The 26,127-nt window shown below is 62.6% G+C and carries 20 protein-coding genes and 1 pseudogene; 10 read left to right on the top strand and 11 right to left on the bottom strand.

The window, feature by feature from the left end; translation table 11 throughout:
* Positions 1–168: 168 nt before the first annotated feature.
* The 5 genes from QOS90_RS02905 to QOS90_RS02925 all read left to right on the top strand — a co-directional run bounded on the left by QOS90_RS02905 (position 169) and on the right by QOS90_RS02925 (position 4,851).
* Positions 169–498, top strand: a complete 330-nt coding sequence (locus tag QOS90_RS02905; RefSeq protein ID WP_027592466.1) for an MliC family protein — start codon at positions 169–171, stop codon at positions 496–498.
* 100 nt (positions 499–598) lie between these two features.
* Positions 599–1,663: a class II fructose-bisphosphate aldolase gene (fba, locus tag QOS90_RS02910; protein ID WP_008093958.1), complete on the top strand. Its 1,065-nt coding sequence runs from the start codon at positions 599–601 to the stop codon at positions 1,661–1,663.
* Positions 1,664–1,872: 209 nt separating this feature from the next.
* Positions 1,873–4,002, top strand: coding sequence for a putative bifunctional diguanylate cyclase/phosphodiesterase (locus QOS90_RS02915; protein WP_085272281.1), 2,130 nt, complete (start codon positions 1,873–1,875; stop codon positions 4,000–4,002).
* Positions 4,003–4,041: 39 nt separating this feature from the next.
* Positions 4,042–4,542 (top strand): M48 metallopeptidase family protein, encoded by a 501-nt coding sequence (locus QOS90_RS02920; RefSeq protein ID WP_027592468.1) that lies wholly within the window; start codon positions 4,042–4,044, stop codon positions 4,540–4,542.
* Between the two features lie 12 nt (positions 4,543–4,554).
* Positions 4,555–4,851, top strand: coding sequence for a winged helix-turn-helix domain-containing protein (locus QOS90_RS02925; protein ID WP_003249396.1), 297 nt, complete (start codon positions 4,555–4,557; stop codon positions 4,849–4,851).
* A gap of 29 nt (positions 4,852–4,880) precedes the next feature.
* Here QOS90_RS02925 and QOS90_RS02930 read toward each other — a convergent pair whose 3' ends face one another.
* Complete coding sequence (locus QOS90_RS02930; RefSeq protein WP_027592469.1) at positions 4,881–5,333, bottom strand: GNAT family N-acetyltransferase; 453 nt, start codon at positions 5,331–5,333, stop codon at positions 4,881–4,883.
* A gap of 220 nt (positions 5,334–5,553) precedes the next feature.
* On the opposite strand from QOS90_RS02930, the gene QOS90_RS02935 reads away from it, so the two are divergent.
* On the top strand, positions 5,554–6,291 hold the full coding sequence (locus tag QOS90_RS02935; protein WP_085272282.1) for a substrate-binding periplasmic protein: 738 nt from the start codon (positions 5,554–5,556) through the stop codon (positions 6,289–6,291).
* Between the two features lie 108 nt (positions 6,292–6,399).
* Here QOS90_RS02935 and yccS read toward each other — a convergent pair whose 3' ends face one another.
* From yccS to QOS90_RS02970, 8 genes and pseudogenes are all read right to left on the bottom strand, one after another.
* Positions 6,400–8,583, bottom strand: a complete 2,184-nt coding sequence (gene yccS / locus QOS90_RS02940; protein WP_027592471.1) for a YccS family putative transporter — start codon at positions 8,581–8,583, stop codon at positions 6,400–6,402.
* 82 nt (positions 8,584–8,665) lie between these two features.
* On the bottom strand, positions 8,666–9,847 hold the full coding sequence (locus tag QOS90_RS02945; protein WP_027592472.1) for a BaiN/RdsA family NAD(P)/FAD-dependent oxidoreductase: 1,182 nt from the start codon (positions 9,845–9,847) through the stop codon (positions 8,666–8,668).
* Between the two features lie 71 nt (positions 9,848–9,918).
* Positions 9,919–11,256, bottom strand: a complete 1,338-nt coding sequence (gene dbpA / locus QOS90_RS02950) for an ATP-dependent RNA helicase DbpA (RefSeq protein ID WP_256214922.1) — start codon at positions 11,254–11,256, stop codon at positions 9,919–9,921.
* A 112-nt stretch (positions 11,257–11,368) separates the two neighbouring features.
* A complete protein-coding gene (gene mdtD / locus QOS90_RS02955) occupies positions 11,369–12,796 on the bottom strand; it encodes a multidrug transporter subunit MdtD (RefSeq protein ID WP_085272283.1) in 1,428 nt (475 codons plus the stop codon).
* A gap of 129 nt (positions 12,797–12,925) precedes the next feature.
* Positions 12,926–14,257, bottom strand: coding sequence for a TldD/PmbA family protein (locus QOS90_RS02960; protein ID WP_085272284.1), 1,332 nt, complete (start codon positions 14,255–14,257; stop codon positions 12,926–12,928).
* The gene (locus QOS90_RS02965) at positions 14,257–15,699 is read right to left on the bottom strand and encodes a TldD/PmbA family protein (protein WP_085272285.1); all 1,443 of its coding nucleotides are present in this window, start codon (positions 15,697–15,699) and stop codon (positions 14,257–14,259) included. Before QOS90_RS02965 ends, QOS90_RS02960 begins: the two co-directional genes overlap by 1 nt.
* A gap of 31 nt (positions 15,700–15,730) precedes the next feature.
* Positions 15,731–15,844: pseudogene (locus QOS90_RS27555) on the bottom strand (hypothetical protein); the annotation flags it as partial.
* Entirely contained in the window at positions 15,841–16,731 is an 891-nt protein-coding gene (locus QOS90_RS02970) for a LysR substrate-binding domain-containing protein (RefSeq protein ID WP_085272286.1), read from the bottom strand. The gene QOS90_RS02970 and the pseudogene QOS90_RS27555, both read right to left, overlap by 4 nt.
* A gap of 233 nt (positions 16,732–16,964) precedes the next feature.
* On the opposite strand from QOS90_RS02970, the gene QOS90_RS02975 reads away from it, so the two are divergent.
* Both QOS90_RS02975 and QOS90_RS02980 read left to right on the top strand, forming a co-directional pair.
* Complete coding sequence (locus tag QOS90_RS02975) at positions 16,965–17,228, top strand: DUF3077 domain-containing protein (protein WP_027592478.1); 264 nt, start codon at positions 16,965–16,967, stop codon at positions 17,226–17,228.
* Between the two features lie 56 nt (positions 17,229–17,284).
* On the top strand, positions 17,285–18,217 hold the full coding sequence (locus tag QOS90_RS02980) for a DMT family transporter (RefSeq protein WP_085272287.1): 933 nt from the start codon (positions 17,285–17,287) through the stop codon (positions 18,215–18,217).
* Between the two features lie 33 nt (positions 18,218–18,250).
* Here QOS90_RS02980 and QOS90_RS02985 read toward each other — a convergent pair whose 3' ends face one another.
* Positions 18,251–20,053, bottom strand: a complete 1,803-nt coding sequence (locus QOS90_RS02985) for an acyl-CoA dehydrogenase (protein ID WP_085272288.1) — start codon at positions 20,051–20,053, stop codon at positions 18,251–18,253.
* A 383-nt stretch (positions 20,054–20,436) separates the two neighbouring features.
* Between QOS90_RS02985 and QOS90_RS02990 the strand changes: the two genes are divergently transcribed.
* Entirely contained in the window at positions 20,437–20,865 is a 429-nt protein-coding gene (locus QOS90_RS02990) for a hypothetical protein (RefSeq protein WP_256214913.1), read from the top strand.
* Between the two features lie 159 nt (positions 20,866–21,024).
* On the top strand, positions 21,025–21,588 hold the full coding sequence (locus QOS90_RS02995) for a hypothetical protein (protein WP_027592481.1): 564 nt from the start codon (positions 21,025–21,027) through the stop codon (positions 21,586–21,588).
* A gap of 266 nt (positions 21,589–21,854) precedes the next feature.
* On the opposite strand, the gene putA is transcribed toward QOS90_RS02995, so the two are convergent.
* Complete coding sequence (putA, locus tag QOS90_RS03000) at positions 21,855–25,808, bottom strand: trifunctional transcriptional regulator/proline dehydrogenase/L-glutamate gamma-semialdehyde dehydrogenase (protein ID WP_085272289.1); 3,954 nt, start codon at positions 25,806–25,808, stop codon at positions 21,855–21,857.
* Positions 25,809–26,127 lie beyond the last annotated feature (319 nt).

The following is a 26,127-nucleotide window of genomic DNA, read 5'->3' on the forward strand; positions in this document are numbered from 1 at the left end:
GGGCACCTAAGCTGGGTTTGAAGGTCTTCAACACTGGGGCCGCTGTGCGGCCCATCGCCGGCAAGCCAGCTCCCACAGGCCTTGCACATGCCCTTAGGGTGGTGCGGTACCTGTGGGAGCCGGCTTGCCGGCGATGGGCTGCAAAGCAGCCCTTAGCGGAGTAATGAGATGAAAGCGCTTATGGCCATCGCGGCCCTGGCGACACTGGCAGGATGCTCACTGCTGCAGCCGGCGCAACCCGCCCCGGCAGACAACTGGACCCGTTGGGTCTGTGACACCCAGACCGAAGTGCTGTGGCGCTTCGCGGATGCACAACAAGATTCGGTCGACGTACGCCTTGGCGGCGGCGACCAGGTCTACCGGCTCAAATCCGAGCCGAGCGCGTCGGGCGCGATGTACAGCGATGGCGTGCTGGCCTTCCACACCAAAGGCGAAGAAGGCCTGGTGTACTGGGTGGCAACCAACGATCTGATAGGGCGGGGCTGCAAGGCACCGTGACTGGCCGGGCCGCCCAGGTGGCCCACACTACTTGAACAGCAACCGCCCCTGCGGCAGGCTTGCACGAAACAAACGACGCTTGTCGGGAGAGAGATACACAATGGCACTCATTAGCATGCGCCAGATGCTGGACCACGCCGCCGAGTTCGGTTACGGCGTTCCAGCTTTCAACGTCAACAACCTCGAGCAAATGCGCGCAATCATGGAAGCCGCCGACAAGACCGACTCTCCGGTCATCGTGCAGGCTTCGGCAGGTGCCCGTAAATACGCCGGTGCGCCCTTCCTGCGCCACCTGATCCTGGCCGCGATCGAAGAGTTCCCGCACATCCCGGTGTGCATGCACCAGGACCACGGCACCAGCCCTGACGTGTGCCAGCGCTCGATCCAGCTGGGCTTCAGCTCGGTCATGATGGACGGCTCGCTGGGTGAAGACGGCAAAACCCCAACCGACTACGAGTACAACGTCCGCGTTACTCAGCAGACCGTTGCCATGGCGCACGCCTGCGGCGTTTCGGTAGAAGGCGAGCTGGGCTGCCTGGGTTCGCTGGAAACCGGCATGGCCGGTGAAGAAGACGGTATTGGCGCTGAAGGCGTGCTGGATCACAGCCAGATGCTGACCGACCCTGAAGAAGCCGCCGACTTCGTCAAGAAGACCCAGGTCGACGCCCTGGCCATCGCCATCGGCACCAGCCACGGCGCCTACAAGTTCACCAAGCCACCGACCGGTGACGTGCTGGCGATCGACCGCATCAAGGAAATCCACAAGCGCATCCCTAACACCCACCTGGTGATGCACGGTTCCTCTTCGGTACCGCAAGAGTGGCTGGCGATCATCAACCAGTACGGCGGCGACATCAAAGAAACCTACGGCGTGCCGGTTGAAGAAATCGTCGAAGGCATCAAGCACGGCGTGCGCAAGGTCAACATCGACACCGACCTGCGCCTGGCCTCCACCGGTGCCATGCGTCGCCTGATGGCCCAGAACCCAAGCGAGTTCGACCCGCGCAAGTTCTTCGGTGAAACCGTCAAAGCCATGCGTGACGTGTGCATCGCCCGTTACGAAGCCTTCGGCACCGCCGGCAATGCCTCCAAGATCAAGCCGATCTCCCTGGAAGGCATGTTCCAGCGTTACCTGAAAGGTGAATTGGCCGCCAAGGTCAATTGATTCGCTGGTAGTACTGAAAAAACCCGCAGAGATGCGGGTTTTTTTATGCCTGCGATAACCCGTATTCACGGCAGAGCAACCGTTAGTCGGCTACCGTACAGTTTATGCACTGATAGCGTTCTGATTGCATTGCGAGTTACAGGCCCGGGTCTAGAGTACTTATCGGATCCAATCGTGATTTGAAGTCGGTCACACAATAGAGAAGCAGCATGGATGGCGCTCACCTTCAACCACAGCCACGGGATGGTGGCAGCTCGGTTCTTCTAGTGGTAGATGATTACCCCGAGAACCTCATCAGTATGCGGGCCTTGCTGGCCCGGCAGGATTGGCAAGTATTGACCGCAAGTTCGGGGGTGGAAGCCCTGAGTGCTTTGCTCGAACATGACGTCGACCTGGTCTTGCTGGATGTACAGATGCCAGAGATGGACGGCTTCGAAGTCGCCCGGCTGATGCGCGGCAGCCAGCGCACGCGGCTGACCCCGATCATCTTCCTTACCGCTAACGAACAGTCCGATGCCGCTGTGCTGAAGGGGTACGCCAGTGGCGCGGTGGACTACATGTTCAAGCCGTTCGACCCGCAGATTCTCAAGCCCAAGGTCCAGGCCCTGCTCGATCAGCAACGCAACCGGCGCATGTTGCAGCAACTGACCCGCGAGCTGGAAACAGCCAGGGCGTTCAACGCTTCGATTCTGGAAAACGCCGCCGAAGGGATTCTGGTGGTAGATGCCGCCGGCACCATCAGTTTCGCCAACCCAGCCATTTCACGCTTGCTGGCAGCGCCAGTGGAGCAGTTGCAGGGCGCCCAGTTGCTTGACCTGGTGCAAATGGCCAACGCCAACCTGTGGAACGAGTCGGACTTCTACCAGGCTTACTTGGGGCGGCGGATTTTCCGCGTGCACGATGCTCAGTTACGCACCCTGGGGGGCGAGCTGGTACCGGTCGCGCTGTCGTGTGCACCCTTGCCGGCCGATCAGCAGGCGATGGTGGTGACAGTGCTGGACATGTCGGTGGTGCGCAACCTCCACCAACAGCTTGAGTACCAAGCGGTGACCGACCCGCTGACCGGCCTGCTCAACCGCCGCGGTTTCTACCAGGCCGCCGAGGGCGTGCTGCTGCGCAACGAGCGCTCGGACAAGGCGCAGGCGCTGATGTACATGGACCTGGATGGCTTCAAGCGGATCAACGACTCCTTGGGCCATGAAGCGGGTGATCGCGTGCTGCGCTGGGTCGCCGAGCAGATCAAGGACTGCCTGGGCAGCAAGGCGCTGCTGGCACGGATGGGCGGTGATGAGTTCACGGCGTTGTTCGACAGCTTGCCTTACCCCGAGCAGGCCGGGCGTTACGCCGAGCGCTTGCTCGAGCGCATCGCCATCAGCCAGCAGGTGGAAGGGCTGGATGTGTGCCTTGGGGTCAGCATTGGTATCGCCACCTACCCCGACTGCGGTGCCACCGTCGAGGGCCTGCTGCGCGCAGCCGATGCGGCGATGTACGCGGCCAAGCAGGCTGGCCGCCAGCAATACCGCTTCTATGACCACGAGCTCAATGGCCGCGCTCGTTCACGGTTGATGCTTGAAGACGGTGTGCGCGCAGCGATCGAACAGCAGGACTTCAGCCTGGTGTATCAACCCCAGGTGGGTTTTGCCGATGGCCACTTGCGCGGTTTCGAGGCGTTGTTGCGCTGGCAGCACCCCAGCGTTGGCGATGTGCCGCCGGGGCTGTTCATACCCCTGCTGGAAGAGGCCCGGCTGATCAACCGCCTGGCCAGCTGGATCTACCGCCAGGGGGCAGCGCAGCGCCAGGCCTGGTGCGATCGTTTCCCTCGCGACTTGGTGCTGGGTATCAGCCTGAGCCGTGCCCAGTTCGTCATGCCGGGCCTGGTCGAGGAGCTGCAGCGGGTGATCCTGGATTACCAGCTGGACCCCGCGCAGCTTGAAGTCGAGGTGGCGGAGACGTCGCTGATGTACAACATCGACGCGGCGGTTAAGCAGATACACCGCCTGCGTGAGCTGGGCGTGCGGGTGGCGCTGGATGATTTTGGCGCAGGTGACTGCTCGTTGCGCATGCTGCGGGATTTACCGATCGATACCCTGAAGTTGGACCGCCACCTGGTGGCACGCCTGCCGGACTCAGCCGTGGACGCCGCGCTGGTACGCAGCGTGGTGGGCCTGTGCGCCGACTACCGCATCACAGTGATCGCCGAGGGCGTGGAAACCCCGGCCCAGGCTGCGTGGCTGAAGGCAAACGGTTGCGCCTACGTGCAGGGTTTTCTGGTGGCGCACCCCATGACCGCAGCGGATGCCAGCGGCTTCCCGGCGATTTTCTCCTGGCCTCGGCCATGATTGGCTAGAATCGCCCTTCGTCACGCCGAATGCACTGCCATGACCGTATTACGTTACCTGCAAGCCTACCCGCCGCACCTGCAAGAGCAGGTGCGGCAGATGATCGACAGCGACCGCCTGGGCGAGTACCTGCAGCGTCGTTACCCGGACCGCCATGACGTGCAGAGCGACAAGGCGCTGTACGGTTATGCCCAAGAGTTGCGGCAGCAGTACCTGCGCAGTGCGCCCAACCTGGACAAGGTGCTGTTCGACAACCGCCTGGACCTGACCCACCGAGCGTTGGGGCTGAACACGGCGGTATCCCGGGTGCAGGGTGGCAAGCTCAAGGCGAAGAAGGAAATCCGCATCGCCGCTTTGTTCAAGGAGGCCGCGCCGCAGTTTTTGCGCATGATCGTGGTGCACGAGTTGGCGCACCTGCGTGAGCGCGACCATAACAAAGCGTTTTACCAGCTCTGTCAGCACATGGAGCCGGACTACCATCAACTGGAATTCGACCTGCGCGTCTACCTGACCTATCGGGAGCTGCCGGGCAACTGTTAAGGACCACGCAGCATGGAAGTGAGCAAGACCAAGAGCAGCTTCTACCGCCGCCTATACGTGGCTTGGCTGATCGACAGCCAGACCGCGACCAGCGTGCCGGCGCTGATGGAGGCCACCGGCATGCCACGCCGCACGGCCCAGGACACCATCGCTGCCCTGGCCGACCTGGACATCGTCTGTGAGTTCGAGCAGCAGGAAGGCGCGCGCAATCATGCCGGGCATTACCGCATTCATGACTGGGGCGCGATCGACAAGCAGTGGATCATTCGGCATTTGCGCCAGATCCGCGAAGTGCTGGGGTATCCGTGATGCGGGGGGCAAAGTGCCCCCTGGCTTTTTCAGCCTTTACGCATACCGATATGCGCAATGTCATCCTCAAGGTATTCCTCACCCACCGCCTTAAACCCATGCCCGGCATAAAACCCTTGCAGGTGCGCCTGCGCCGACAGGTACACCGGCGTACCCGGCCAGCAATGCTCGGCCGCCTCCAGCCCTTTGAGCAGCAACGCATGCCCCAGCTTGAGCCCGCGCGCCGCAGGTGACGTGACCACGCGGCCGATGACCACATCGCCCCCTTGGGATTGCGGGTCGAGCAGGCGCAGGTAAGCCACCAGCTTGTCGTCTTGCCAGGCCATCAGGTGCAGGGTGTCGCCGGTCAGGTCCTGGCCATCGACTTCCTGGTAGCTGCAGCGTTGTTCGACCACGAACACTTCAGTGCGCAACTGCAGGATGGCATAGAGCTGCTCCTTGCCGAGATCAGTGTGGTGCTTGCAAAGCCAGTCAATGGACATGGGCAGGAACTCCTTGAATGATCCGTCGATCATCGCAAATCCCAAGGCTACCGACGAGTGGCTGATTGCTGCAGGCGGTGTCATGCAGCCTTCGGCCAAAATAGAGGCAAAATGACACTATTGTCCGCTGCCTTCGGCCGCAGCTTTGTGTACGCTCAGCGGCAGTTGTGGTGCAGACCGCCTACACAGTGTGTGCCCTCCATTGCGAAAGGACTTGAGCATGCGGCCACTGCTTTGTGTTCTGGGGTTGCTGGCAGTGATGCTGGCCTCGCCCGCCCAGGGTTACGGCAAGCTGCGGCTTGTGGCGGACAACTGGCCACCGTTTACCGACACCAGCATGCCCGGCGGCGGTTTGGCGACCAGCATCGTCACCACGGCGCTGGCCCGGGCCGGATACACCAGTGCGTTCGAAGAAGTGCCCTGGGCACGGGCCTTGATGGGCGTCGGCGAAGGGCGTTACGACGTGTTGATCAATGCCTGGCGCAACGACGCGCGTGCGCGCATCGGCCAGTTTTCCGACGCCTACCTGACTAACCGCATCCGCTTGCTCAAGCGCAAGGGTGAGGCGTTTGACTATCAGCATGCTGCCGATTTGTACCCCTACAGCATTGCCGTGGTGCGTGACTATGCCTACTCGCCCGATTTCGACGGCGACACCCGCTTGCACAAAGTGCCTGTGCGCAATTTCTCGTCAGCCGTGCGCATGTTGGCGGCAGGCCGGGTGAACCTGGCGGTAGAAGATGAATACGTGGCCCGTTACAACCTGCAGCGCGAACCGCAGGCGGTGCGTGATGGTGTGGAACTGATCGACCCGCCACTGGCGCAGAACAGCCTGCATATTTTGGTCAGCCTGAAACACCCGCAACACCAGCAGATTGTCGAACGGTTCGAACAGGCGATTGCGGCGATGAAAGCTGATGGCAGTTATGCGCGCTTGTTACGCCAGCATGGCTTTTGACCTCTAATGCCCGTGCTGGCCTCTTCGCGGGTAAACCCACACAAGCGATACACCCCCCCTGTGGGAGCGGGTTCACCCGCGAAGAGGCCGCCATAGGCCACATAGCATTTAGGCCGGCGCGCTTTCCTTGACCAGGTGCGCCGCCAACGTGCGCAATGGCCCCAACTGCCTGCAAATCAGTGCCAGCTGGGTCTGCACCAACCGTTGGTGCTCATCCAGCTCTTCCGGCATCTGTTCCAGGTCGTTGGCCAGCGCTTCTTCGGCATCACTGTGGATCGCCACCGGTAGCCGCGCCGCCAGGCCATTGGCGATTTCATCCAGGCTGTTGGCCAGGCTTTGCCCCGCGCCCTCGATCAACTGCTCCTGCACCTCCGCCGGCAAGGCGGTGTCGCGGTGCGCGCCAAGCCCGGAGAGGTAGCTGAGCAGCGTGTGCGACAACACCAGGAAACGGAAGCCAACGTCCGCTTCCTTGCGGAAGTGCCCCGGCTCCATGAGCATGTTGGCCAGCGTGGTCGACAGCGCCGCATCGGCGTTGTGGGCATTGCGGCGGGCCAGGCGGTAGGCGAGGTCGTCGCGTTTGCCGTGGGCATACTGCTGCATGATCTGGCGCAGGTACACGCTGGCGCAGGCCAAAGTGTTGGCCAGCGCCTTGTTCAAGCGCCGGCCTTGCCAGTCGGGCAGGAACAGGAACACCGCCAGAATGGCGATCAGGCTGCCCACCAGGGTATCGAACAGGCGCGGTAGGAACAGGCCGTAGCCGTCGCCGATCTGGTTGAAGCAGAACAGCACCATCAAGGTGATCGCTGCGGTTGCCAAGGTGTACCGGGTGGTGCGGTTGACGAAGAACACCACCCCGGCGACCACGGCGAACATCGACTGGACGATCGGGCTGGGGAACAGGTCGAACAGGGCCCAGCCGACCGTCAAGCCGATGGCCGTGCCGAACACCCGCTGCACCAGCTTGCGCCGGGTTGCGCCATAGTTGGGCTGGCAGACGAACAGCGTAGTGAGGATGATCCAGTAGCCCTGGGTCGGGTGAATCAAATGCACCATGCCGTAGCCGATCGACAGTGCCAGCGACAGGCGCAGAGCGTGGCGGAACAGCAGCGAGGTCGGCGTGAGCTGGGTGCGCAGGCGACTCAACACATCCTTCAGCGAGCGTGGCGAACGGTCGAGCAGGCTGCTGTCACTGGCATCGGCCAGGCTGTCCGGGTTGCTGGCGGCGCCCAGCAGGCGGTCGAGGGTGGCAAGGTTGGCCGCCAGTGCCCGCAACGAGCGCAGCAGGCTACGCCAGGCCGGGTTGTTCTGGTTGCGCAAGTGCTCCAGGGAGGCGTTGAGGTCTTCCAGGGTGTCGGCAAACCGGCTGTCGAGCACGAACGGCTGGCGCAAGCGGATCGAGCGCGCCAGGTCTTGGCAGGCGGAGCCTTGATGACGCAGCAGGCGCTGGCAGCGGAACATCACGTCGCTGTGGAAGAATGCTTCGGCCAGGGCGTTGTACGGGTAATGCGAGGCGCTGACGCGCTCGTGAATATCCTGGGCCAGAAAGTACAGTTTCAGGTAACGGCTGACCTTGGAATTTGGCTGGCTGTTGCCGACCCGGTGCAGGATGATTTCCTTGGCGGCGTTGAGCGCCGCAACCACCTTGCCATTCTGCTGGGCCAGCTCCAGGCGGCGGGCCTCCAGGTCGAGGTTGCGGATGGGTTCGAACAGGTTGGCCTTGAGCTTAAGGTAGCGCCCCAGCTCGAAAAACAGTTTGGCCAGGCTTTGCTGCACCGGCTGATTGGAGAACAACGCTTGCCACAGCACCGACAGCAGGCCGTACCAGGCTGCGCCCGCCACCAGCAGCATTGGCTCGTGCCAGAAGTCATTCACCTGGCCGCCGCGTTGGTCCACGCCGATCATGGTGTACACCGACAAAATCAGCGTGGCTGAAGCGATCGCACCATAGCGCTCGCCCAGTGCACCGAGCATGGTCAGGCCGAAGGCCGCCAGGGCGAGGGCGCCGGCGAAGATCCAGGGGTAGGGGAACAGTAACTCGACCGACAGCGCGGCGATGGCAAAACACACCAGGGTTACCGCCAGCGCGCTGAGCCGGCCTTGCCAGCTGTCGTCGGTTTCGGCCAGGGCGCTGGCGATGATGCCCAGGAACAAGGGGATCAGCAGGGCCATTTCATCCTGGTACCAGCACAAGGCCATGCTGCCGGTAAGGGCGACCGTAACCCTGATGCTGTAGCTGAACTTGTCTTGGCCCCACAGGCGACGCAGTGACTGACGGAACGAGCTCGATGACATGATGGCCTTGGGCTGTGATCGAATGAATACAGTGCCGCACGGACCAGCAAGAAGCGTTCCGTGCTGCTGAATGGATTCTACTCTACACGAACTGCGCCGCAGCGTTAGCCGATGCCCATGCCCACTGGAAATTGAAACCGCCCAGGTGGCCGGTGACATCCAGCACCTCGCCAATGAAGTACAGCCCCGGGGCTTTGAGCGACTCCATGGTCTTGGACGACACCTCGCGGGTGTCCACGCCGCCCAGCGTCACTTCGGCGGTGCGATAGCCCTCGGTGCCAGCCGGTACCACTTGCCAGGCTGCCAGTTTTTCGGCGATCTGGGCCAGTTCTGCCGGGGTGTACTGCTTCATCGGCTTCGATTCGAACCACTGCTCGGCCAACAGGTTGGCCAGCTTGCGGGTGAACACCTCGCCAAGCACCGTCTTCAGTTCTGCGTTGGCGCGCTCGGCCTGCTGCTGTTGCAGCCAGGTCAGTGCATCGCGGTCCGGCAGCAGGTTGATCTCCACCGTGTCGCCGGCCTCCCAGAACGAGGAGATCTGCAGAATCGCCGGGCCGCTCAGGCCGCGGTGGGTAAACAGCAGGTTCTCGCGGAAACTGGTGCCGTTGCAGCTGGCCGTGCAGTCCAGCGAGGTGCCCGACAGTTCAGTGCACAGTGCCTTGAGTTGGGGCTCGGTGATGGTGAAGGGCACCAGCCCGGCGCGGGTCGGCAGCAGGGTATGGCCGAACTGGCGCGCCACCTGGTAGCCGAAACCGGTAGCACCCAGGGTCGGGATCGACAGGCCGCCGGTGGCGATCACCAGCGACTGGCAGGCGAACTGCCCGGCACTGGTTTGCAGCAGGTAGCCATTTTCGGTTTTCTCGATGTGCGAGATGCTGGTGTCCATGCGCAACTCGGCACCGGCCTCTTCGCACTCGGCCAGGAGCATGTTGAGGATGTCGCTGGCTTTGTTGTCGCAGAACAGCTGCCCGAGCTTCTTCTCGTGATACGGCACGCCATGCTTGGCCACCAGTTCGATGAAGTCCCACTGGGTGTAGCGGGCCAGCGCCGACTTGCAGAAGTGCGCGTTGTGCGAAAGGAAGTTGGCAGGCTCGGTGTACATGTTGGTGAAGTTGCAGCGCCCGCCGCCGGACATGAGGATTTTCTTGCCTGGCTTGTTGGCGTGGTCGAGCAGCAGTACCCGGCGGCCACGGCGGGCGCTGAGCTGGGCGCACATCAGGCCGGCGGCGCCGGCGCCGAGGATGATCACGTCGGTGGTGTGCACGGTGTTACCTCATTGGTAGCTGGGGCCGCTGGCTTGCCTGCGATGGGCTGCAGAGCAGCCCCAAAAAATCATCAGAGAATGCGGACTTTCAGGGCGCGGCCCTTGATCTTGCCGCTGTTCAGGCGCTGCATCGCCTGCTTGGCCAGTGCCCGTTCCACCGCCACGAAGGCCTGGAAATCGAAGATGGCGATCTTGCCCACCTGCTTGCCCGGGATGCCGGCATCGCCGGTCAATGCGCCGAGGATGTCACCCGGGCGCAGTTTGTCCTTGCGCCCGGCAGCGATGCACAAGGTGCTCATCACCGGCAGCAGCGGCTCGCCGCCTTTATTTTTCAGGCTGTCCAGCTGGTCCCAGCGCAGCGGGCTCTTCTGCAGCGCTTCGATGGCCTGGGCGCGGTGGCCTTCGGCCGGGGCCACCAGGCTGACCGCAACGCCCTTCTCACCGGCACGGCCGGTACGGCCGACACGGTGCACGTGGATCTCGGCGTCACGCGCCAGCTCGACGTTGAGCACCATGTCCAGGCCGTCGATGTCCAGGCCGCGCGCGGCCACGTCGGTCGCCACCAGCACCGAGCTGCTGCGGTTGGCGAACATGGCCAGCACTTGGTCGCGGTCGCGCTGTTCGAGGTCACCGTGCAGGGCCTGGGCGACGATGCCTTTGGCCGTGAGGTGGGCGACCACGTCTTCGCACTGCTGCTTGGTGAAGCAGAACGCCACGCACGATTGCGGGCGATAGTGGCCGAGCACGCGGGTCACCGCTTCGAGGCGCTGTTGCGCGTCGATTTCAATGAAGCGCTGTTCGATCTGGTTGTCGGTGTGCAGGCTTTCGACCTTGACCTGCTGCGGGTTGCGCATGAAGTCTGCGGCAAGCTGCTTGATGCCGGACGGGTAGGTGGCCGAGAACAGCAGGGTCTGGCGGCGGGCCGGAGTCTTGCCGATGATGCTGGCGATGGCGTCGAAAAAGCCCATGTCGAGCATGCGGTCAGCTTCGTCGAGGATCAGCGTATTGAGCCCGTCGAGTACCAGGGTGCCTTTGTCCAGGTGCTGCTGGATGCGCCCCGGGGTGCCGACGATGATGTGCGCACCGTGCTCCAGCGACGCGATCTGCGGGCCGAGCGAAACGCCGCCGCAGAGCGTCAGGATCTTGATGTTGTCTTCGGCGCGCGCCAGCCGGCGCAACTCTTTGGCGACCTGGTCGGCGAGTTCGCGGGTCGGGCACAGGACCAGTGCCTGGCAACCGAAGTAGCGCGGGTTGATCGGGTTCAGCAGGCCGATGCCGAACGCAGCGGTCTTGCCGCTGCCGGTCTTGGCCTGGGCGATCAGGTCCTGGCCCTTGAGGATGACCGGCAGGCTCTGGGCCTGGATCGGCGTCATCGAGGCATAGCCGAGGGCGTCCAGGTTGGCCAGCATGGCGGCGGACAGCGGCAGGGTGGCAAAGGCGGTGGATTCGGTGGTCACGAGGCGGGCCTGTGTGGCGAAGCGAAAAATGCCGCACAGTCTACCAGCCTCATGGCCATTCGCCCTACGACTCCATGTGTTGTTCCGGACGACGGGCACGCCTTCCGTCTGTCGGCGCCAGTTGCAGGAAGATCGCTGCGGCCAGCATGGCCATGATGCCGATGGTCACGAAGGTCAGCTGGAAGGCGCCCAAGGTGCTTTCCACCCCCTCGGCGCTGCCGGCCGCCGTGAAGCCGCCCAGCAATGCACCGGCGCAAGCCACACCCAGGCTCAGCGCCAGTTGCGCGACAACCGACAGCAGGCTGTTGCCGCTGCTGGCGCTGGCATCGTCGAGGTCGATCAGGGTTACCGTGTTCATGGCCGTGAACTGCATGGAGTTCACGGCGCCGAGCAGGCCCAGTTGTATCAGCAGCACGGCGTAGGGCGTCTGCTCGTCGACCAGGCCGAGGCTGGCCAGCAGCAGGCCCAGCAGCAGGGTATTGCCGGTGAGGATGATGCGGTAGCCGAAGCGCTCGATCAGCGGCCGGGCGATGGACTTGGCCAGCATCGCCGCTGCAGCCAACGGGATCATGCTCATGCCTGCCTGGGATGGTGAATAGCCCAGTGCCACCTGCAACAGCAAGGGCACGAGGAAGGGCAGGGCGCCGCTGCCCAGGCGCGCGAACAGGTTGCCGAGGATGCCGATGGCAAAGGTGCGCACGCGGAACAGGCTGGGCGAGAACAACGGCTCGGGATCGCGCCCGGCCCGCAGCCAGTAGGCGGCCAGGCAGGCCATGCCAGCGAACAGCAGCAACATCACCCGCAAGTGCGGCAAGTGCAACTCGCCCAAGCCTTCCATGGCGATGGTGATCAGCACCATCGCCGCGCCGAACAAGAGGAAGCCCGGGCCATCGAAGCTGGTGCGCTCGGCGCCGCGCAGGTCAGGGATGAACTTCCACACGGCATAACAGCCGATGGCACCGACCGGCAGGTTGAGCAGGAAGATCCAGTGCCAGCTGAGGATTTCCACCAGCCAGCCACCGACCGTTGGGCCGAGCAGGGGGCCGAGCAGGCCTGGGATGGTGATGAAGCTCATGATCCGCACCAGCTCGGTGCGGGGGTAGGCGCGCAACACCACCAGCCGCCCGACCGGCAGCATCAGCGCACCGCCCAGGCCTTGAACGACGCGTGCCAGGATCAGAAAGCCCAGGCTGTTGGCGGCGGCGCACAACAGCGAGCCGAAGCTGAACAACAGGATTGCGCTGAAGAAGATGCGTTTGGTGCCAAAGCGGTCGGCGATCCAGCCGGAGGCGGGGATCAGCAAGGCCACGGTGAGCATGTAGGCGATGATCACGCCTTGCATGCGCAGCGGGTCCTCTTCCAGCGAGCGGGCCATGGCCGGCAGCGCGGTGTTGAGAATGGTGCCGTCCAGGGACTGCATGAAGAAAGCGATGGCCACGACCCAGGGGATCCAGCGGGCGGTGACGGGGTCCAGCGGGGTGCGTTCGGGCATGACGTCCTCGTTTGTCTGTGCCGGCCTCTTCGCGGGGCAAGCCCGCTCCCACAGGATCTCCACTGCCCTCGAATGGGGTGACATCTCTGTGGGAGCGGGCTTGCCCCGCGAAAGGGCCGCTGATGCCTATCACAATGTCAGGGTCAGGCCTTTGACCAATGCCCCCGGCAAATGACTCGACCCAGTACTGCGTTGTCCATAGGTACTGGTAGACAGAATCATCTCGCGCTCGCGCGTCAGGTCCTCTAGTTGGCTGCCCAGCAAACTGTACAGGCTGTCATCGAAGCGCATGGTACTTACCGGCCCCTGAATCTGGCCATTCTCCACCCAGAAGGTGGCAAAACGGGTCAGGCCGGTCATGCGTGCTGCTGGCAGGTCCGAGTAGTTCAGGTACCACAAATTGCTGATATACAGCCCGGTGCCCAGCCGTTCGAGGATTGCTTCACTGGCCAGGTTGCCCGCCGCCAGGCTCAAGGCGCAGGGCGACTCGTAGCTGTCGGCGCCATTCGCCACCAGCGCGAACTCGGCCGCACTGCGTGCGCTGATCAGGCGCTGCACGGCTTGGCCTTGCTGGATCAGCGGCACATCGAGGCGGGGTGACCCCTCATCCGAAAACGCCGGGCTCAGCGAACCGCTGACCTGCTCGTCGAAGCTGACCAGCGGGCTCAGCTGGGCATCGCCGTTATACAGGCGCTGCAGGGCGCTGTTGCCAGTGGCCAGGGCCTGCGCAGAAAACCCGCCCCAGCACAGCATGCCGGCGATCTCGTCCATGGCCGCTGGCGCCAGGTAGGCGCGGTAACTGCCCGGTTTCAAGGTGATGGCAGGGCGGCCCAGGAACGCCAGTTGCTCGCGGGCCAGGCGCAGGCGCGCGACGAACTCGTCAGCGCTCCAGGCCTGCCCGGCATAGTTGGCTTTCACGGCCTGGCCGTTGCTGTGGAACAGGCTCCAGTCCATGTTGAAACTGTTGGCCTGGTGCCAGCCAAAGGCCCCGAACGAGCTGGCGAAGCCGCGACAGATCGGCCCGGCGGCGTAGATGCCGACCAGGTCCAGATCGCCGGCTTCCTGTTCGATCAAGGCCAGCACTTCATCCAGTTCCGGCAGCGTGTGGTCTTGCTGGCTGTGGCTGTTCCACGGGGTTTCGTCCAGGCGCAGGTAGGGGTCGACGGCCAGCAGGGGCAGGGTCTGGCGCAGTTGGCCCAGGGCATCGGCCAGGCGCGCGCGGTCCAGCACGGCATCATCGCCCAGGGTGATCAACTGCTCGGCCTGGCGGCCATCACAGATCAGGCGCAGTTGCACACTGGCCTGGCTCACCTCGCCGGCCTGGCGCACCTTGGCATGGTTGAAGCGCACGAACTGTGACTGCTCGGCGCTGTAGCCAAAGGTGAACTGTTCGCCCGGCTGCAGGGCATCGCGCAGGGCGCCAAGCAGGCTTTCGAAGCGGTGTTGGGGTGTGGCGCTCATCAGGCGTCGCCTCCGAAGACATCGATCTGGCTGAACACGCAGGCCGGCGAAGCATGGCCAACCCGCACCACCTGGTTGGGCTCGCCTTTGCCGCAATTGGGCGTACCGAGCACCTGGAAGGTGCTGGGGTCGCCGACGGCGGACAAGTTGCGCCAGAACTGCGCCGAGATGCCGCGGTAGTTGGGGTTCTTGACGATGCCCTTGAGCTCGCCGTTTTCGATCAGTTGGCCCCACTCGCAGCCGAACTGGAACTTGTTGCGGGCATCGTCGATGGACCAGGAGCGGTTGGTGCGCATCAGGATGCCGTGCTCGATGCCCTTGACCAGTTGCGCCAGCGAGCGGTCGCCCGGCTCGATGTTGAGGTTGGCCATGCGGTCGATCGGTGCGCGGTTCCAGCCACAGGCACGGCTGTTGGCCACGCCGTCCAGGCCGGAGCGGAACTGCGACAGGGCGCCGCCCAACGGGCGAAGGAGCACGCCATCGCAGATCAGGAACTGCTTGCTGGCCTGGGTGCCGTCATCGTCGTAGCTGTAGCTGGCGAGTTCTTCGCCGATGGTCGGGTCAAAGGTCACGTTGAGCAGCTTCGAGCCGTATTGCAGGTGGCCGAAGTCACTGGCGTTGACGAAACTGGTGCCGGCGTAGTTGCGCTCGTCGCCGAGAATGCGGTCCATCTCCAGCGGGTGGCCGATGGACTCGTGAATCTGCAGCATCATCTGGTCGGGCATCAGCAGCAGGTCACGCGGGCCGCTGGGCGTATTGGGCGCCAACAGCAGTTGCAGCGCCTCGTCGGCGACCCGGCGGGCGGCGCCCACCAGGCCACAGCGCTCGATGACCTCGAAGCCACCCTGCTGGCCAAAGTTGTCCCGGCCCAGGCTGCGGCTCTGGCTGTCTTGGCCGTCACTGGCCGTCACGCTCAGGCCTGGGAACAGGAAGCGCTGGGCGTGGCGCAGCTCGGCGCCGGCGGAGTTGAGGTAGGTTTGTTCGACCAGGGTGATGTCCAGGCCGGCTTGCCAGTCCACCAGGCGGCTGTCCTGGGGCACGCTGGCCGACTCGGCGGCGAGCAGGCCCAGGCAATCGGCGAGGTTGGGCAGTGGCTGGTCGAAGTTGGGCGAGACATGGTTGTGGCGTGCGCTGGTCACCGGTTGGTCGCGCAGGTCCAGCAGGCTATGCCTGGCGATCTGCCGGGCCAGCGCTTCGGCGCGTTCGAGCGCCTGCTGCAAGCCTTGTTGGGACAGGTCGGCGGTGGCCGCATAGGCCTCAACGCCGTTGACCCGCACGGTGAGCATGGCGCCCTCGTCCTGGCTGAAGAACGGCGGCTCGGCCACATTGCGGCGCACAGACAATGCCTGGTACGACTGCTTCACATGACGCAGGGAAAACAACTCGGCCGTGCTGCGCAGCCCAGCAAAGCGCTGGCGCAACAGGGCGCTGGAATCAAACATGCGGGAACCTCCGAGTCAGTGGTGGCTCCCCCTAGAACCACGCCACTCGCATGCTCAGGCCCGTATCGTCACGGGCCACGCGCAATGCCAGCTCATTATGGCAGCCAGGTACTTCCCTGGTCAGGAAATAACGCGGGCCGTTCAACCACCGCCCTCCCAGCAATGGGGCGGCGTTGTTACGCCCACTTTCTGGATGGCGGCCTTCAACATAGCATTCAGATGCGCTGCGACATGGTGCGAGGTGTCCGTCAGCAAGTAGACGTGGTGCTTTTCGAGGTCGGGCAAGCCCAGCCCTTCCACGTACGCGAGTGAGGTATCCGTGCTATCCAGCCCTTCGACAATGCCCACGGCCAGGCCACTTCTCATGCAGGCCAGTACCGCGTGCCAGTTGGCGCTTTCCAACAGCACACGGTACGCAATGCCGTGGGCTTTCAGTGCCTGCAAGGCCGCCTCCCGGTACGGGCAACCCTTCAACTGCAGTGCCAGCGGCAAGGGGCGATTGGGGTCATGGCTGAATCCAGGCGCTGCGGCCCAGCGCGGCTGCGTCGAGCGAAGCCACTCGCCTTGCTGCCAGTCGTCACTGCTGACCGCTACAGCCAGGTCCAGCCGCTGTCGCGCAAACAGGTCGATGAGCTCTGCGCTGGATCGCGCTACAGCCTCCAACTCCAGCTTCGGGTTGTTGGCGACGAACACCGGTAGAAAGTCGCTCATGAGGTTGGCGGCATAACCGTCGGGTACGCCTATGCGCACCTTGCCGGTCATCTGCTGTGGCGACAGCGTAGCCAGTAGCCTGTCGTGAGCCATCAAGAAACGTGTCGCTTCGCCCATCAGCTGACGGCCCGCAGGGGTTAGCTCCACCGACTGGTTACTGCGTGTGAACAATTGTTGCCCGATCTTTCCCTCCAGCTTCTGGATCTGCGTCGTCACCGCCGATGGGCTGCGGTGGACGTAGTCGGCCGCCGCCTTGAAACGGCCTAGCCGGGCCACTGCCTGGAAGGTTCTCAGTACATCGATGTCGAGGCCTTTGCCCATGGAGCCACCTGATTTGGTCGGATCGAACCAGCGCTTCGATTTAATCAACTGTACAGCCTTTATACCCACTCTTACTGTGGGGCCGAAGCCCGCATGCCCCCTGAATTGCAATGGAATGATACGGATGACCTGAACGGGTTCACCGCAGTTTCAAGCCTCGTGTTGAACGAGTAGGAGGGGTTTGCCTCGCCAAGAGGCCCGGCCAGACACTGACGCTTGAGGGAGATTGAGCAGTGACCACAGACGACACCAAAACCACTGTCGGCAAGACCAGGTTCTACCAAGGCGAAAAGAAGACTCAGCCGCTGTTTTGCATTGAGCCCGGTATTCCTTGCCAGGATGCCCGCGAGCAGGCCTCTGAATTGATGGGTGTGGTGCGAGATTTGACCATCACCGGTGTAATGGAAGACAACCCGCAACTGATCTGGGCCTCGCATTACCTGAGCGCTTTGGCCAAGGCGCTGTTGGATGATGCCGAGCTCGGGATGCTGCGCTGATAGTTGCGGTGCGAGCCGATTACGTTCGAGGAATTACATTACACAAGGGCGTGATCATGCCAAGCAGTGCGCCGTACCTGATCCTGCTGCAAGTCATCTTTGTCCTTTCCTGGAGTTCAGGCTTTATTGGTGCCCGGCTGGGCACGGAGGACGCGGGTGCCATCAACCTGCTGTTCTGGCGGTTTCTGCTGGTCAGCATCTGCCTGCTGCCTTTTGTCGTGCATCGGCTGCGTGCGCTTACGTGGGCGCAGATACGCTACAACGCCGTCATTGGTTTCCTGGCGCAGTTTGCCTATCTGGTCAGTGTCTACATCGCCATCCGGGGCGGGCTACCGGCGGGGATTGCCGCCATCATTTGTGCGCTGCAGCCATTGATCACGGCATCGATGAGCAACAACAGCCAGCATGAGCGCAGTGGTCGGCAGGAATGGCTCGGGCTTGGGGTGGGGTTCGCCGGCGTCAGCATGATCATTTTTGCAGAGTACAGCCTGTCTGCGAGCCAGCTTAGCCTCTGGCTGTACGCCCTGCCGCTGATCGCCGCCATCACGTTGTCCATCGCCACGCTGTATCAGCGTCGGCAATCGATCATGGCGACGGACCACAGCAAGGACGGTCTGCTGATGCCGTTGTTTCTGCAATCGACTGCGACACTGCTGCTGCTCACGGCTGCAGGCTTGCCGCTGGGGTTGATCGAAGTGCCTGCCAGCACACAGGTCTGGGCGGCGGTCGCATGGCTGACTCTGTTCTCCACGTTCATTGCCTACCTGAGCCTGTGGATATTGCTGACAAAACTCTCGGCGACCCGCGTCTCGGCTCTGGTCTATCTGGAGCCACCGGTGACCTTGTTATGGGCGGCGATGATGTTTGGGGACGTGATCCATTGGACAACCTACGTGGGCATTGCGGTGGTCGCGGCAGGTATCGCCATCACCCGCCAGCCGCGCAGGTCGGCCACGCCTGCCAATGCGCTGAGCGACACGGGTGACTGATAGAGGCTCGTGAGCGCGGCACTGCGCTGGTCGCTAGAACCACCCGTCTTGCATGGTGATGCAGGTGTCGTCGCGTACCTCGAGCAATGCCAGCTCATTGTGGCAGCCCGGTACTTCCCAGGTCAGGAAGTAGCGCGCGGCCTGGAGCTTGCCGAGGTAGAAGTCACGGTCGTCGGCGTTGCCTTTGAGCAGGCCGAGTTCGGCGTGGATCGCCTGTTCCAGCCAGCGCCAGCCGACCACGCAGTGGCCGAAGGCCTTGAGGTACAGGGCCGAGTTGCCCAGGGCGGTGCTGACGTTGCCCTTAGCCATGTCACCCAGCAGAGCAAGGGTGACGGCTTGCAGGCGATTGACCAACTGCTCCAGCGGCTGGCGCAGGGTGTCGAAGCCAGGGTGGTGGCTGGCGCGCTCGGCTGTGCTGGCGATCAGGCGGATCAGTTGCTTGAGCCCGGCGCCGCCGTTTTGCGCAAGCTTGCGGCCGAGCAGGTCGAGCGACTGGATGCCTTCAGTGCCCTCGTGAATCGGGTTCAGGCGGTTGTCGCGGTAATACTGCTCAACGGGGTATTCGCGGGTGTAGCCATGGCCGCCGAGGACCTGGATCGCCAACTCGTTGGCTTTGAGGCAGAAGGCCGATGGCCAGGATTTGACGATCGGGGTCAACAGGTCGAGCAGTGCCTGGGCGTGTTGCCGGGCGCTCTCGTCGTCGGCTGTCTGGGTGTCGTCGAACAGGCGTGCGGCGTACAGGCCAAGGTCGAAGGCGCCTTCAACGTAAGCCTTCTGCGTCAGCAGCATGCGCTTGACGTCGGTATGCCCGATGATCGGCACGGCAGGGCTGTGCGGGTCCTTGTTGTCTGGCAACCGTCCTTGCGGCCGCTGGCGCGCGTAGTCCAGCGAGTACAGGTAGCCGGCATATCCGAGCATCACCGCGCCCATGCCAACGCCGATGCGCGCCTCGTTCATCATCTGGAACATGCAGGCCAGGCCCTGGTGCGGCTGGCCGACCAGGTAGCCGATGCACTGGCCGTTGTCGCCGAAGTTCAACGCCGTCGAGGTGGTGCCGCGCCAACCCATCTTGTGGAACAGGCCAGCCAGCAGCACATCGTTACGCTCGCCACGGCTGCCATCCGGGTTCACCCGGTACTTGGGCACGATGAACAGCGAGATGCCCTTCACCCCGGGAGGCGCATCCGGCAGCTTGGCCAGCACCATGTGCACGATGTTTTCCGACAGCTCGTGGTCGCCGCCAGAGATGAAGATCTTGTTGCCCTTGAGCCGGTAGCTGCCATCGCCAGCGGGTTCGGCGCGGGTGCGGATATCGGCCAGGGACGAGCCCGCATGCGGCTCGGTCAACGCCATGGTGCCGAAGTAGCGGCCTTCGATCATCGGCTGCAGGAACAGGCGTTTTTGTTCGTCGGTGCCGAAGCTTTCGATCAGGTTGGCCGCGCCCATGGTCAGGAATGGGTAGGCCGTGGTGCCAGCGTTGGCGGCCTGGAAGTGCGCAAAGCAGGCCTGCGAGACCAGGCTGGGCAACTGCATGCCGCCGACCTCGAAGTCGCGGTTGGCGTTGAGAAAGCCGGCTTCGAGGAAGGCGTCGACGGCGGGCTTCACTTCGGGGATCAGCTCTGCGCGGCCGTCGACGAAGCGCGGCTCGTTTTCATCGGCCTTGCGGTTGTGCGGCGCAAAGTACTTTTCGGCGATGGTACGGGCGGTGGTCAGCGCCGCGTCGAAGGTTTCGCGGCTGTGCTCGGCGAAGCGCGGGCGCTGGGTGAGGGCTTCGGCGTCGAGGACTTCGTAGAGCTCGAAGGCGAGGTTGCGAGGGCTGAGCAGGGTCTCGGGCATGGGGGCGGTCCTTGAGCGGGCATTGGCCGAGTCTAGGCGGGAGTGCGGATGTGGGAACAGGTCAATAGATGTGGGTGATATGGGCTTAAAAGGACCTGAATGCCTGCAAGGCTCGTGAGTAGGATGTAGGGCCGTCCGTAAGAAAAGGAAACGTCCTACATTATTTTAGGAGGTATCGCTGACGCACCGATGAGCAGGTTGGAGTAAGTGTAAAGACTTCAATCAAGAGGGGCAGGTGATGAGATGGTTGTCGCGTTGTGGCAGGGGCTGGAAAGAAGATTTACACAAAATCGAAGGTCCTTTTTTGGCTAAAACCATTGTTCAATTATGCCAACACCGCCAGGGATATAACTCAGAAGTGTGTACCGCTAAGTGAGGTAAGCGTGTCAGTAATCGAACCACGGCGCTGGGTTGGTTTTTTTTGGGGAAGTATGGATGCTTTTTATGTGGGGTTTGTGGTTGTCGCTGGAATAAATCGGGGTGTGACACCATTTTTTAGCGATTTCGATTCTGCGCTTTCCAATATGGAGCGGTGGGGTGGAGGACTTGAAATCCTTGTTTGGATAGGACTGATTGCTCAGCTTTCCATTGCTGTCAGCAGTGTGCTGCTTTGCTGGGGACGAAGGGCTGGCGTTTATCTGGCATTTGCTCAACTGCCTTTTCGCCTTTTTTTTGTAATTCCATCACTTTCCTTGATCTTACTACTGCCCGATATCAGCGCATGGCTTTGGTTGTGCGTTCTGGCTGCCTGCGAAGGAACAAAAGGCTGGAGTCTTTGGTGGCTTTGGCGGATAGCTCCTGCACATCAATGATCGCCCCGGTTCGCTTGGCCGTGCTGTCAAACGTCGCGAAGCGCAAGCGCAGGCAATTCAGAGACATTCCCCACAAATCAAGGAGAAATCGGACTACTGCGGATTGAGCGCGAGCTGGTCTTGAATAGGCGCTTTGGTGTTCATAAGGAAGCGTTTCTAATGAGTGATGCCCGCGACAATGAATTGCCCGATGCCAAGGGTCATGAAGTACCGTTTTATGTCGTTTCTCCCATGAAATATGGCGTGATGACGTTCTTCACTTTCGGCTTCTACTGGTTGTATTGCTTCTATCAAAGTTGGAAGCTGCATAGCGCGAAAACGGGAGAGCAGGTCAGCCCATTCTGGCGAAGCGCTTTTGCTGTGTTTTTTATCTATCCATTATTGCGAAGGGTAAATGACCAGATTCGCGACTCAGGGAGGACCTATCCGTGGTCCATCCTGGGGCTGACATTGGGCTACTACGGTATGACCATTGCTTGGCTGGTTGCCAGCGTCGCTCTGGATGATCAATGGTTGGCTGCCTATGTTGCAGGAGCTGTCATTCAGTTGGCTTGGCTGATCATCTTGGTGCCCATGCAGAAAGGCATCAATTTCAGTGCGGGTGACCCAGGGGGGGTGGGCAACAGCCGTTTCACACTGGCCAACTGGCTTTGGATGTTGCTGGGCATTGCGATTGCCGTGATGCAGTTGTTTGCCTTGGTCAGCCTTTCATCCATGGTCTGAACGTCAGTTTGCCCAGATACAAAAAAGGAGATCCGAGGCTCGCAATCCAGGTGAAAAAAATAGGTCACATAGCTTGCGCGCAATGGGCCACGCGAGGTGTTCGGCGGAGTATTCGCTTAAAGCTGTCAGGTGCCTGCCATTCCTCTTTCTGCGCCTATGAAATCGAGCGCCGCGCGGGCGGCGCTCGATCTCATAGGCGCCAAACATCTCAAGACATGCGCCCATAAAAAAGGAGAGCCGAAGCTCTCCTTTTTTATCAAAAGCCATCAACCGATGGTCATCAGGCTCGCATTACCCCCCGCAGCAGCAGTATTCACACTCACCGCCCGCTCGATCACCAAGCGCTCCAGCGCAATCTGGTGGTCGCCGCTGGACAGCCCGTGCACACCGACGATCGCCCCGGCACGCTTGGCCACTTGCTGGCACACGCTACGCAGTTGGTCCGAATCGCCATGGTGGATCACGGCGTCGAACGCCACTTCATCCTTGTTCCAATCCGCTACCAGCTTGACCTTGACCTGCAGCTCTTTCGGCAGGCGGGCGCGCAGGGCTTTGCCCGGTTCGCTGTCAGCCCATACCGCCGAGCTGCCAACCGCCAGGACGGCAGCAAACTGCGCCAGCAGGTCGGCTTCGTTGTCCGCCAGGCACAGCACGTGCTCGCGCGGCAGGATGGTGTAGCTGTTGCGCTCGCCGGTCGGGCCTGGCAGCAGGCGGGCGATGCCGCTCTGCGACTGGCCGGCAAACTGGGTGCACAGCGCAGCCAGGTCGGCCTGCTGGTTGCTCTCGGCCCAGGCCTTGAGGCTGTGCAGCGGCTTGATCAGCTGCTCGTGCAGGGTGCGGTCAGGCTTGCCTTCGCCATCCTGCTGCTGGAAGTGACGGCCAATGGCGTCGGCCGGGCGGGTCGACAGCAGGCGGTACAGGTACAGCGGGCCGCCGGCTTTCGGGCCGGTACCGGACAGGCCTTCACCACCGAACGGCTGCACGCCGACCACCGCGCCAACGATGTTGCGGTTGACGTACATGTTGCCGGCGTTGGCGGTTTCCACCACTTTGGCGATGGTTTCGTCGATGCGGGTGTGCACGCCGAGGGTCAGGCCGTAACCGGAGTTGTTGATCTGCTCGATCAGTTGGTCGAGGTTGCGGCGGTTGTAGCGCACCACGTGCAGCACTGGGCCGAAGATCTCGCGCTTGAGTTCGTCGAAGCTGTCCAGCTCGATCAGGGTTGGCATGACGAAGGTGCCGCGTTTGACCTCGGCCGCATCGGCGATGGCAACCTGGTAGACCGAGCGGCCTTTTTCACGCATGCCCTGGATGTGCTTCTCGATGCCAGCCTTGGCTTCGGCGTCGATCACCGGGCCAATGTCCACGGCCAGGCGGTCCGGGTTGCCCAGGCGGCTCTCGGCCATGGCACCCTTGAGCATCTCGATCACACGGTCGGCGGAGTCTTCCTGCAGGCACAGCACGCGCAGAGCCGAGCAGCGCTGGCCGGCGCTGTCGAAGGCCGAGGACACCACGTCGATCACCACCTGCTCGGTCAGGGCCGAGGAGTCGACGATCATCGCGTTCTGGCCGCCGGTTTCGGCGATCAGCGGGATCGGGCGGCCCTGGTTGTCCAGGCGGCCGGCGACGTTACGTTGCAGCAGGCGGGCCACTTCGGTGGAACCGGTGAACATCACGCCTTTGACGCGCTCGTCACCGACCAGACCGGCACCGACAGTCTCGCCGCGGCCTGGCAGCAGTTGCAGGACGCCTTCCGGAATGCCTGCTTCCAGCAGCAGGCGCACGGCCTGGGCGGCAATCAGCGGGGTTTGCTCGGCGGGCTTGGCCAGTACTGGGTTGCCCGCGGCGAGTGCAGCGGCGACCTGGCCGCTGAAGATTGCCAACGGGAAGTTCCACGGGCTGATGCACACCACTGGGCCCAATGGGCGGTGGGCGTCGTTGCTGAAGTCGTTGCGGGCTTGCACCGCGTAGTAGCGCAGGAAGTCCACGGCCTCGCGCACTTCGGCGATGGCGTTGGCGAAGGTTTTACCGGCCTCGCGGATGAGCAGGCCCATCAGCGGCTGGATCTCGGCTTCCATCAGGTCGGCGGTGCGCTCAAGGATCGCAGCGCGCTCGGCGGGCGGGGTGGCCTGCCAGATCGGTGCGGCGTTGAGGGCGCACTGGATGGCGTTGTCGACGTCGGCAACCGTGGCTTCCTGGACGTGGCCGACCACATCGCGGTGGTCCGCTGGGTTCAGCACCGGCACAGCAGCCGATTCGCTGGCGGCGCAGGCCAGCAGCGGGGTGGCTTTCCAGTCGTTGTGGGCAGTGGCCAGCATGGCGCAGGACAGCGACGCCAAGCGGTGTTCGTTGGCCATGTCGATACCGGCCGAGTTGGCCCGCTCAGTGCCGTACAGGTCACGCGGCAACGGGATGCGCGGGTGTGGCAGGCCGATGCCGCCTTCCTGGGTGGCCATGCGCTCGATGCTGGCGACCGGGTCGGCAACCAGTTCCTGGATGGAGATCGAGTGGTCGGCGATGCGGTTGACGAACGAGGTGTTGGCGCCGTTTTCCAGCAGGCGACGAACCAGATACGCAAGCAGGGTCTCGTGGGTGCCGACCGGTGCATAGACACGGCACGGACGGTTCAGCTTGCCGTCGGAAATCTTGCCGACCACTTGCTCGTACAGCGGCTCACCCATGCCGTGCAGGCACTGGAACTCGTACTGGCCGGGGTAATAGTTCTGGCCGGCGATGTGGTAGATGGCCGACAGGGTGTGGGCGTTGTGGGTGGCGAACTGCGGGTAGATGGCTTCGGGCACGGCCAGCAGTTTGCGTGCGCAGGCAACGTAGGACACATCGGTGTACACCTTGCGGGTGTAGACCGGGTAGCCTTCCAGGCCTTCGACCTGGGCGCGCTTGATTTCGCTGTCCCAGTAGGCGCCTTTCACCAGGCGGATCATCAGGCGGTGGCGGCTGCGCTTGGCCAGGTCGATGACATAGTCGATCACATACGGGCAGCGCTTCTGGTAGGCCTGGATGACGAAGCCGATACCGTTCCAGCCTGCCAGCGAGGGTTCGAAGCACAGGCGCTCGAGCAGGTCGAGCGACAGCTCCAGGCGGTCGGCTTCTTCGGCGTCGATGTTCAGGCCGATATCGTATTGCTTGGCCAGCAGGGTCAGCGACAGCAGGCGCGGGTACAGCTCTTCCATCACGCGCTCATACTGGGCGCGGCTGTAGCGCGGGTGCAGGGCCGACAGCTTGATCGAGATGCCTGGGCCTTCATAGATGCCGCGGCCATGCGAGGCTTTGCCGATCGAGTGGATCGCTTGCTCGTAGGATGCCAGGTACTTCTGTGCGTCGTGCTCGGTCAGTGCGGCTTCACCGAGCATGTCGTAGGAATAACGGAAGCCCTTGGCCTCGAAACGGCTGGCGTTGGCCAGGGCTTCGGCGATGGTTTCACCGGTGACGAACTGCTCGCCCATCAGGCGCATGGCCATGTCGACGCCCTTGCGGATCATCGGCTCGCCGCTTTTGCCGATGATACGGGTAAGCGACGAGGTGAGGCCGGATTCGTTATGGGTGGACACCAGCTTGCCGGTCAGCAGCAGGCCCCAGGTGGCGGCGTTGACGAACAGCGATGGGCTGTTGCCCAGGTGCGGCTGCCAGTTGCCGGTGCTGATCTTGTCGCGGATCAGCGCATCGCGGGTGCCCTTGTCTGGGATGCGCAGCAAGGCTTCTGCCAGGCACATCAGTGCCACGCCTTCCTGGGAAGACAGCGAGAACTCTTGCAGCAGGCCCTGGACGATGCCAGCGCGGCCGCCAGCGCTCTTCTGGTTGCGCAGTTTTTCGGCGATGCCGGCCGCCAGTTTGTTGGTGGCCTCTGCCAGTGGCGCGCTCAGGCGAGCCTGCTCCAGCAGCATCGGAATGACTTCCTGCTCGGGGCGGCGGTAAGCGGCGGTGATGGCCGAGCGCAGTACCGATTGCGGCAGGATGCTCTCGGCGAATTCGAGGAAGCATTGGTGAGCATGGTCTGGCTGGACTTCGCCAGCATCGTCGACCAGGTTGCTGGCATGACCGTTGAGTTCGGTCAGGGTGGCACCACCCTCGAGCTTCTCCAGGTAATTGAAGATCGCTTGCTTGATCAACCAATGCGGCGTGCGGTCGATGGACTGCGCAGCTGCTTTGAGTCGCTCACGGGTAGGGTCATCGAGTTTGACCCCAAGGGTGGTCGTCGCCATTTCTTATCCTCATTATTGCCACGGCTGTGGCCTAAGCTGACGCCAAGAGTAGCTGTAGGGCAATTCAGGTGCAACCAGGTGCAACCCGATTTTTTAACGGAAAAGGTGCAACTCGTCCGGCGAACATTCCTACACTTAATTAAAGGTTGTTTCTGGGGCAATTTAGTCTGAAAAATCCCGTTTTTGCTCCAAAAAGGAGCAAGAACGAGGCTTTAACTGAAAATGCATGAGTAGGTGCAACTTGAAACGGAAAAAGGGTTGCACCCTGTTTGCGATGTTGCATAGCATTCGCCACCTGGGTGCAACCGCCACGTTGTGG

The organism is Pseudomonas sp. LAIL14HWK12:I10, assembly GCF_900184205.1.
Taxonomy (GTDB): domain Bacteria; phylum Pseudomonadota; class Gammaproteobacteria; order Pseudomonadales; family Pseudomonadaceae; genus Aquipseudomonas; species Aquipseudomonas kermanshahensis.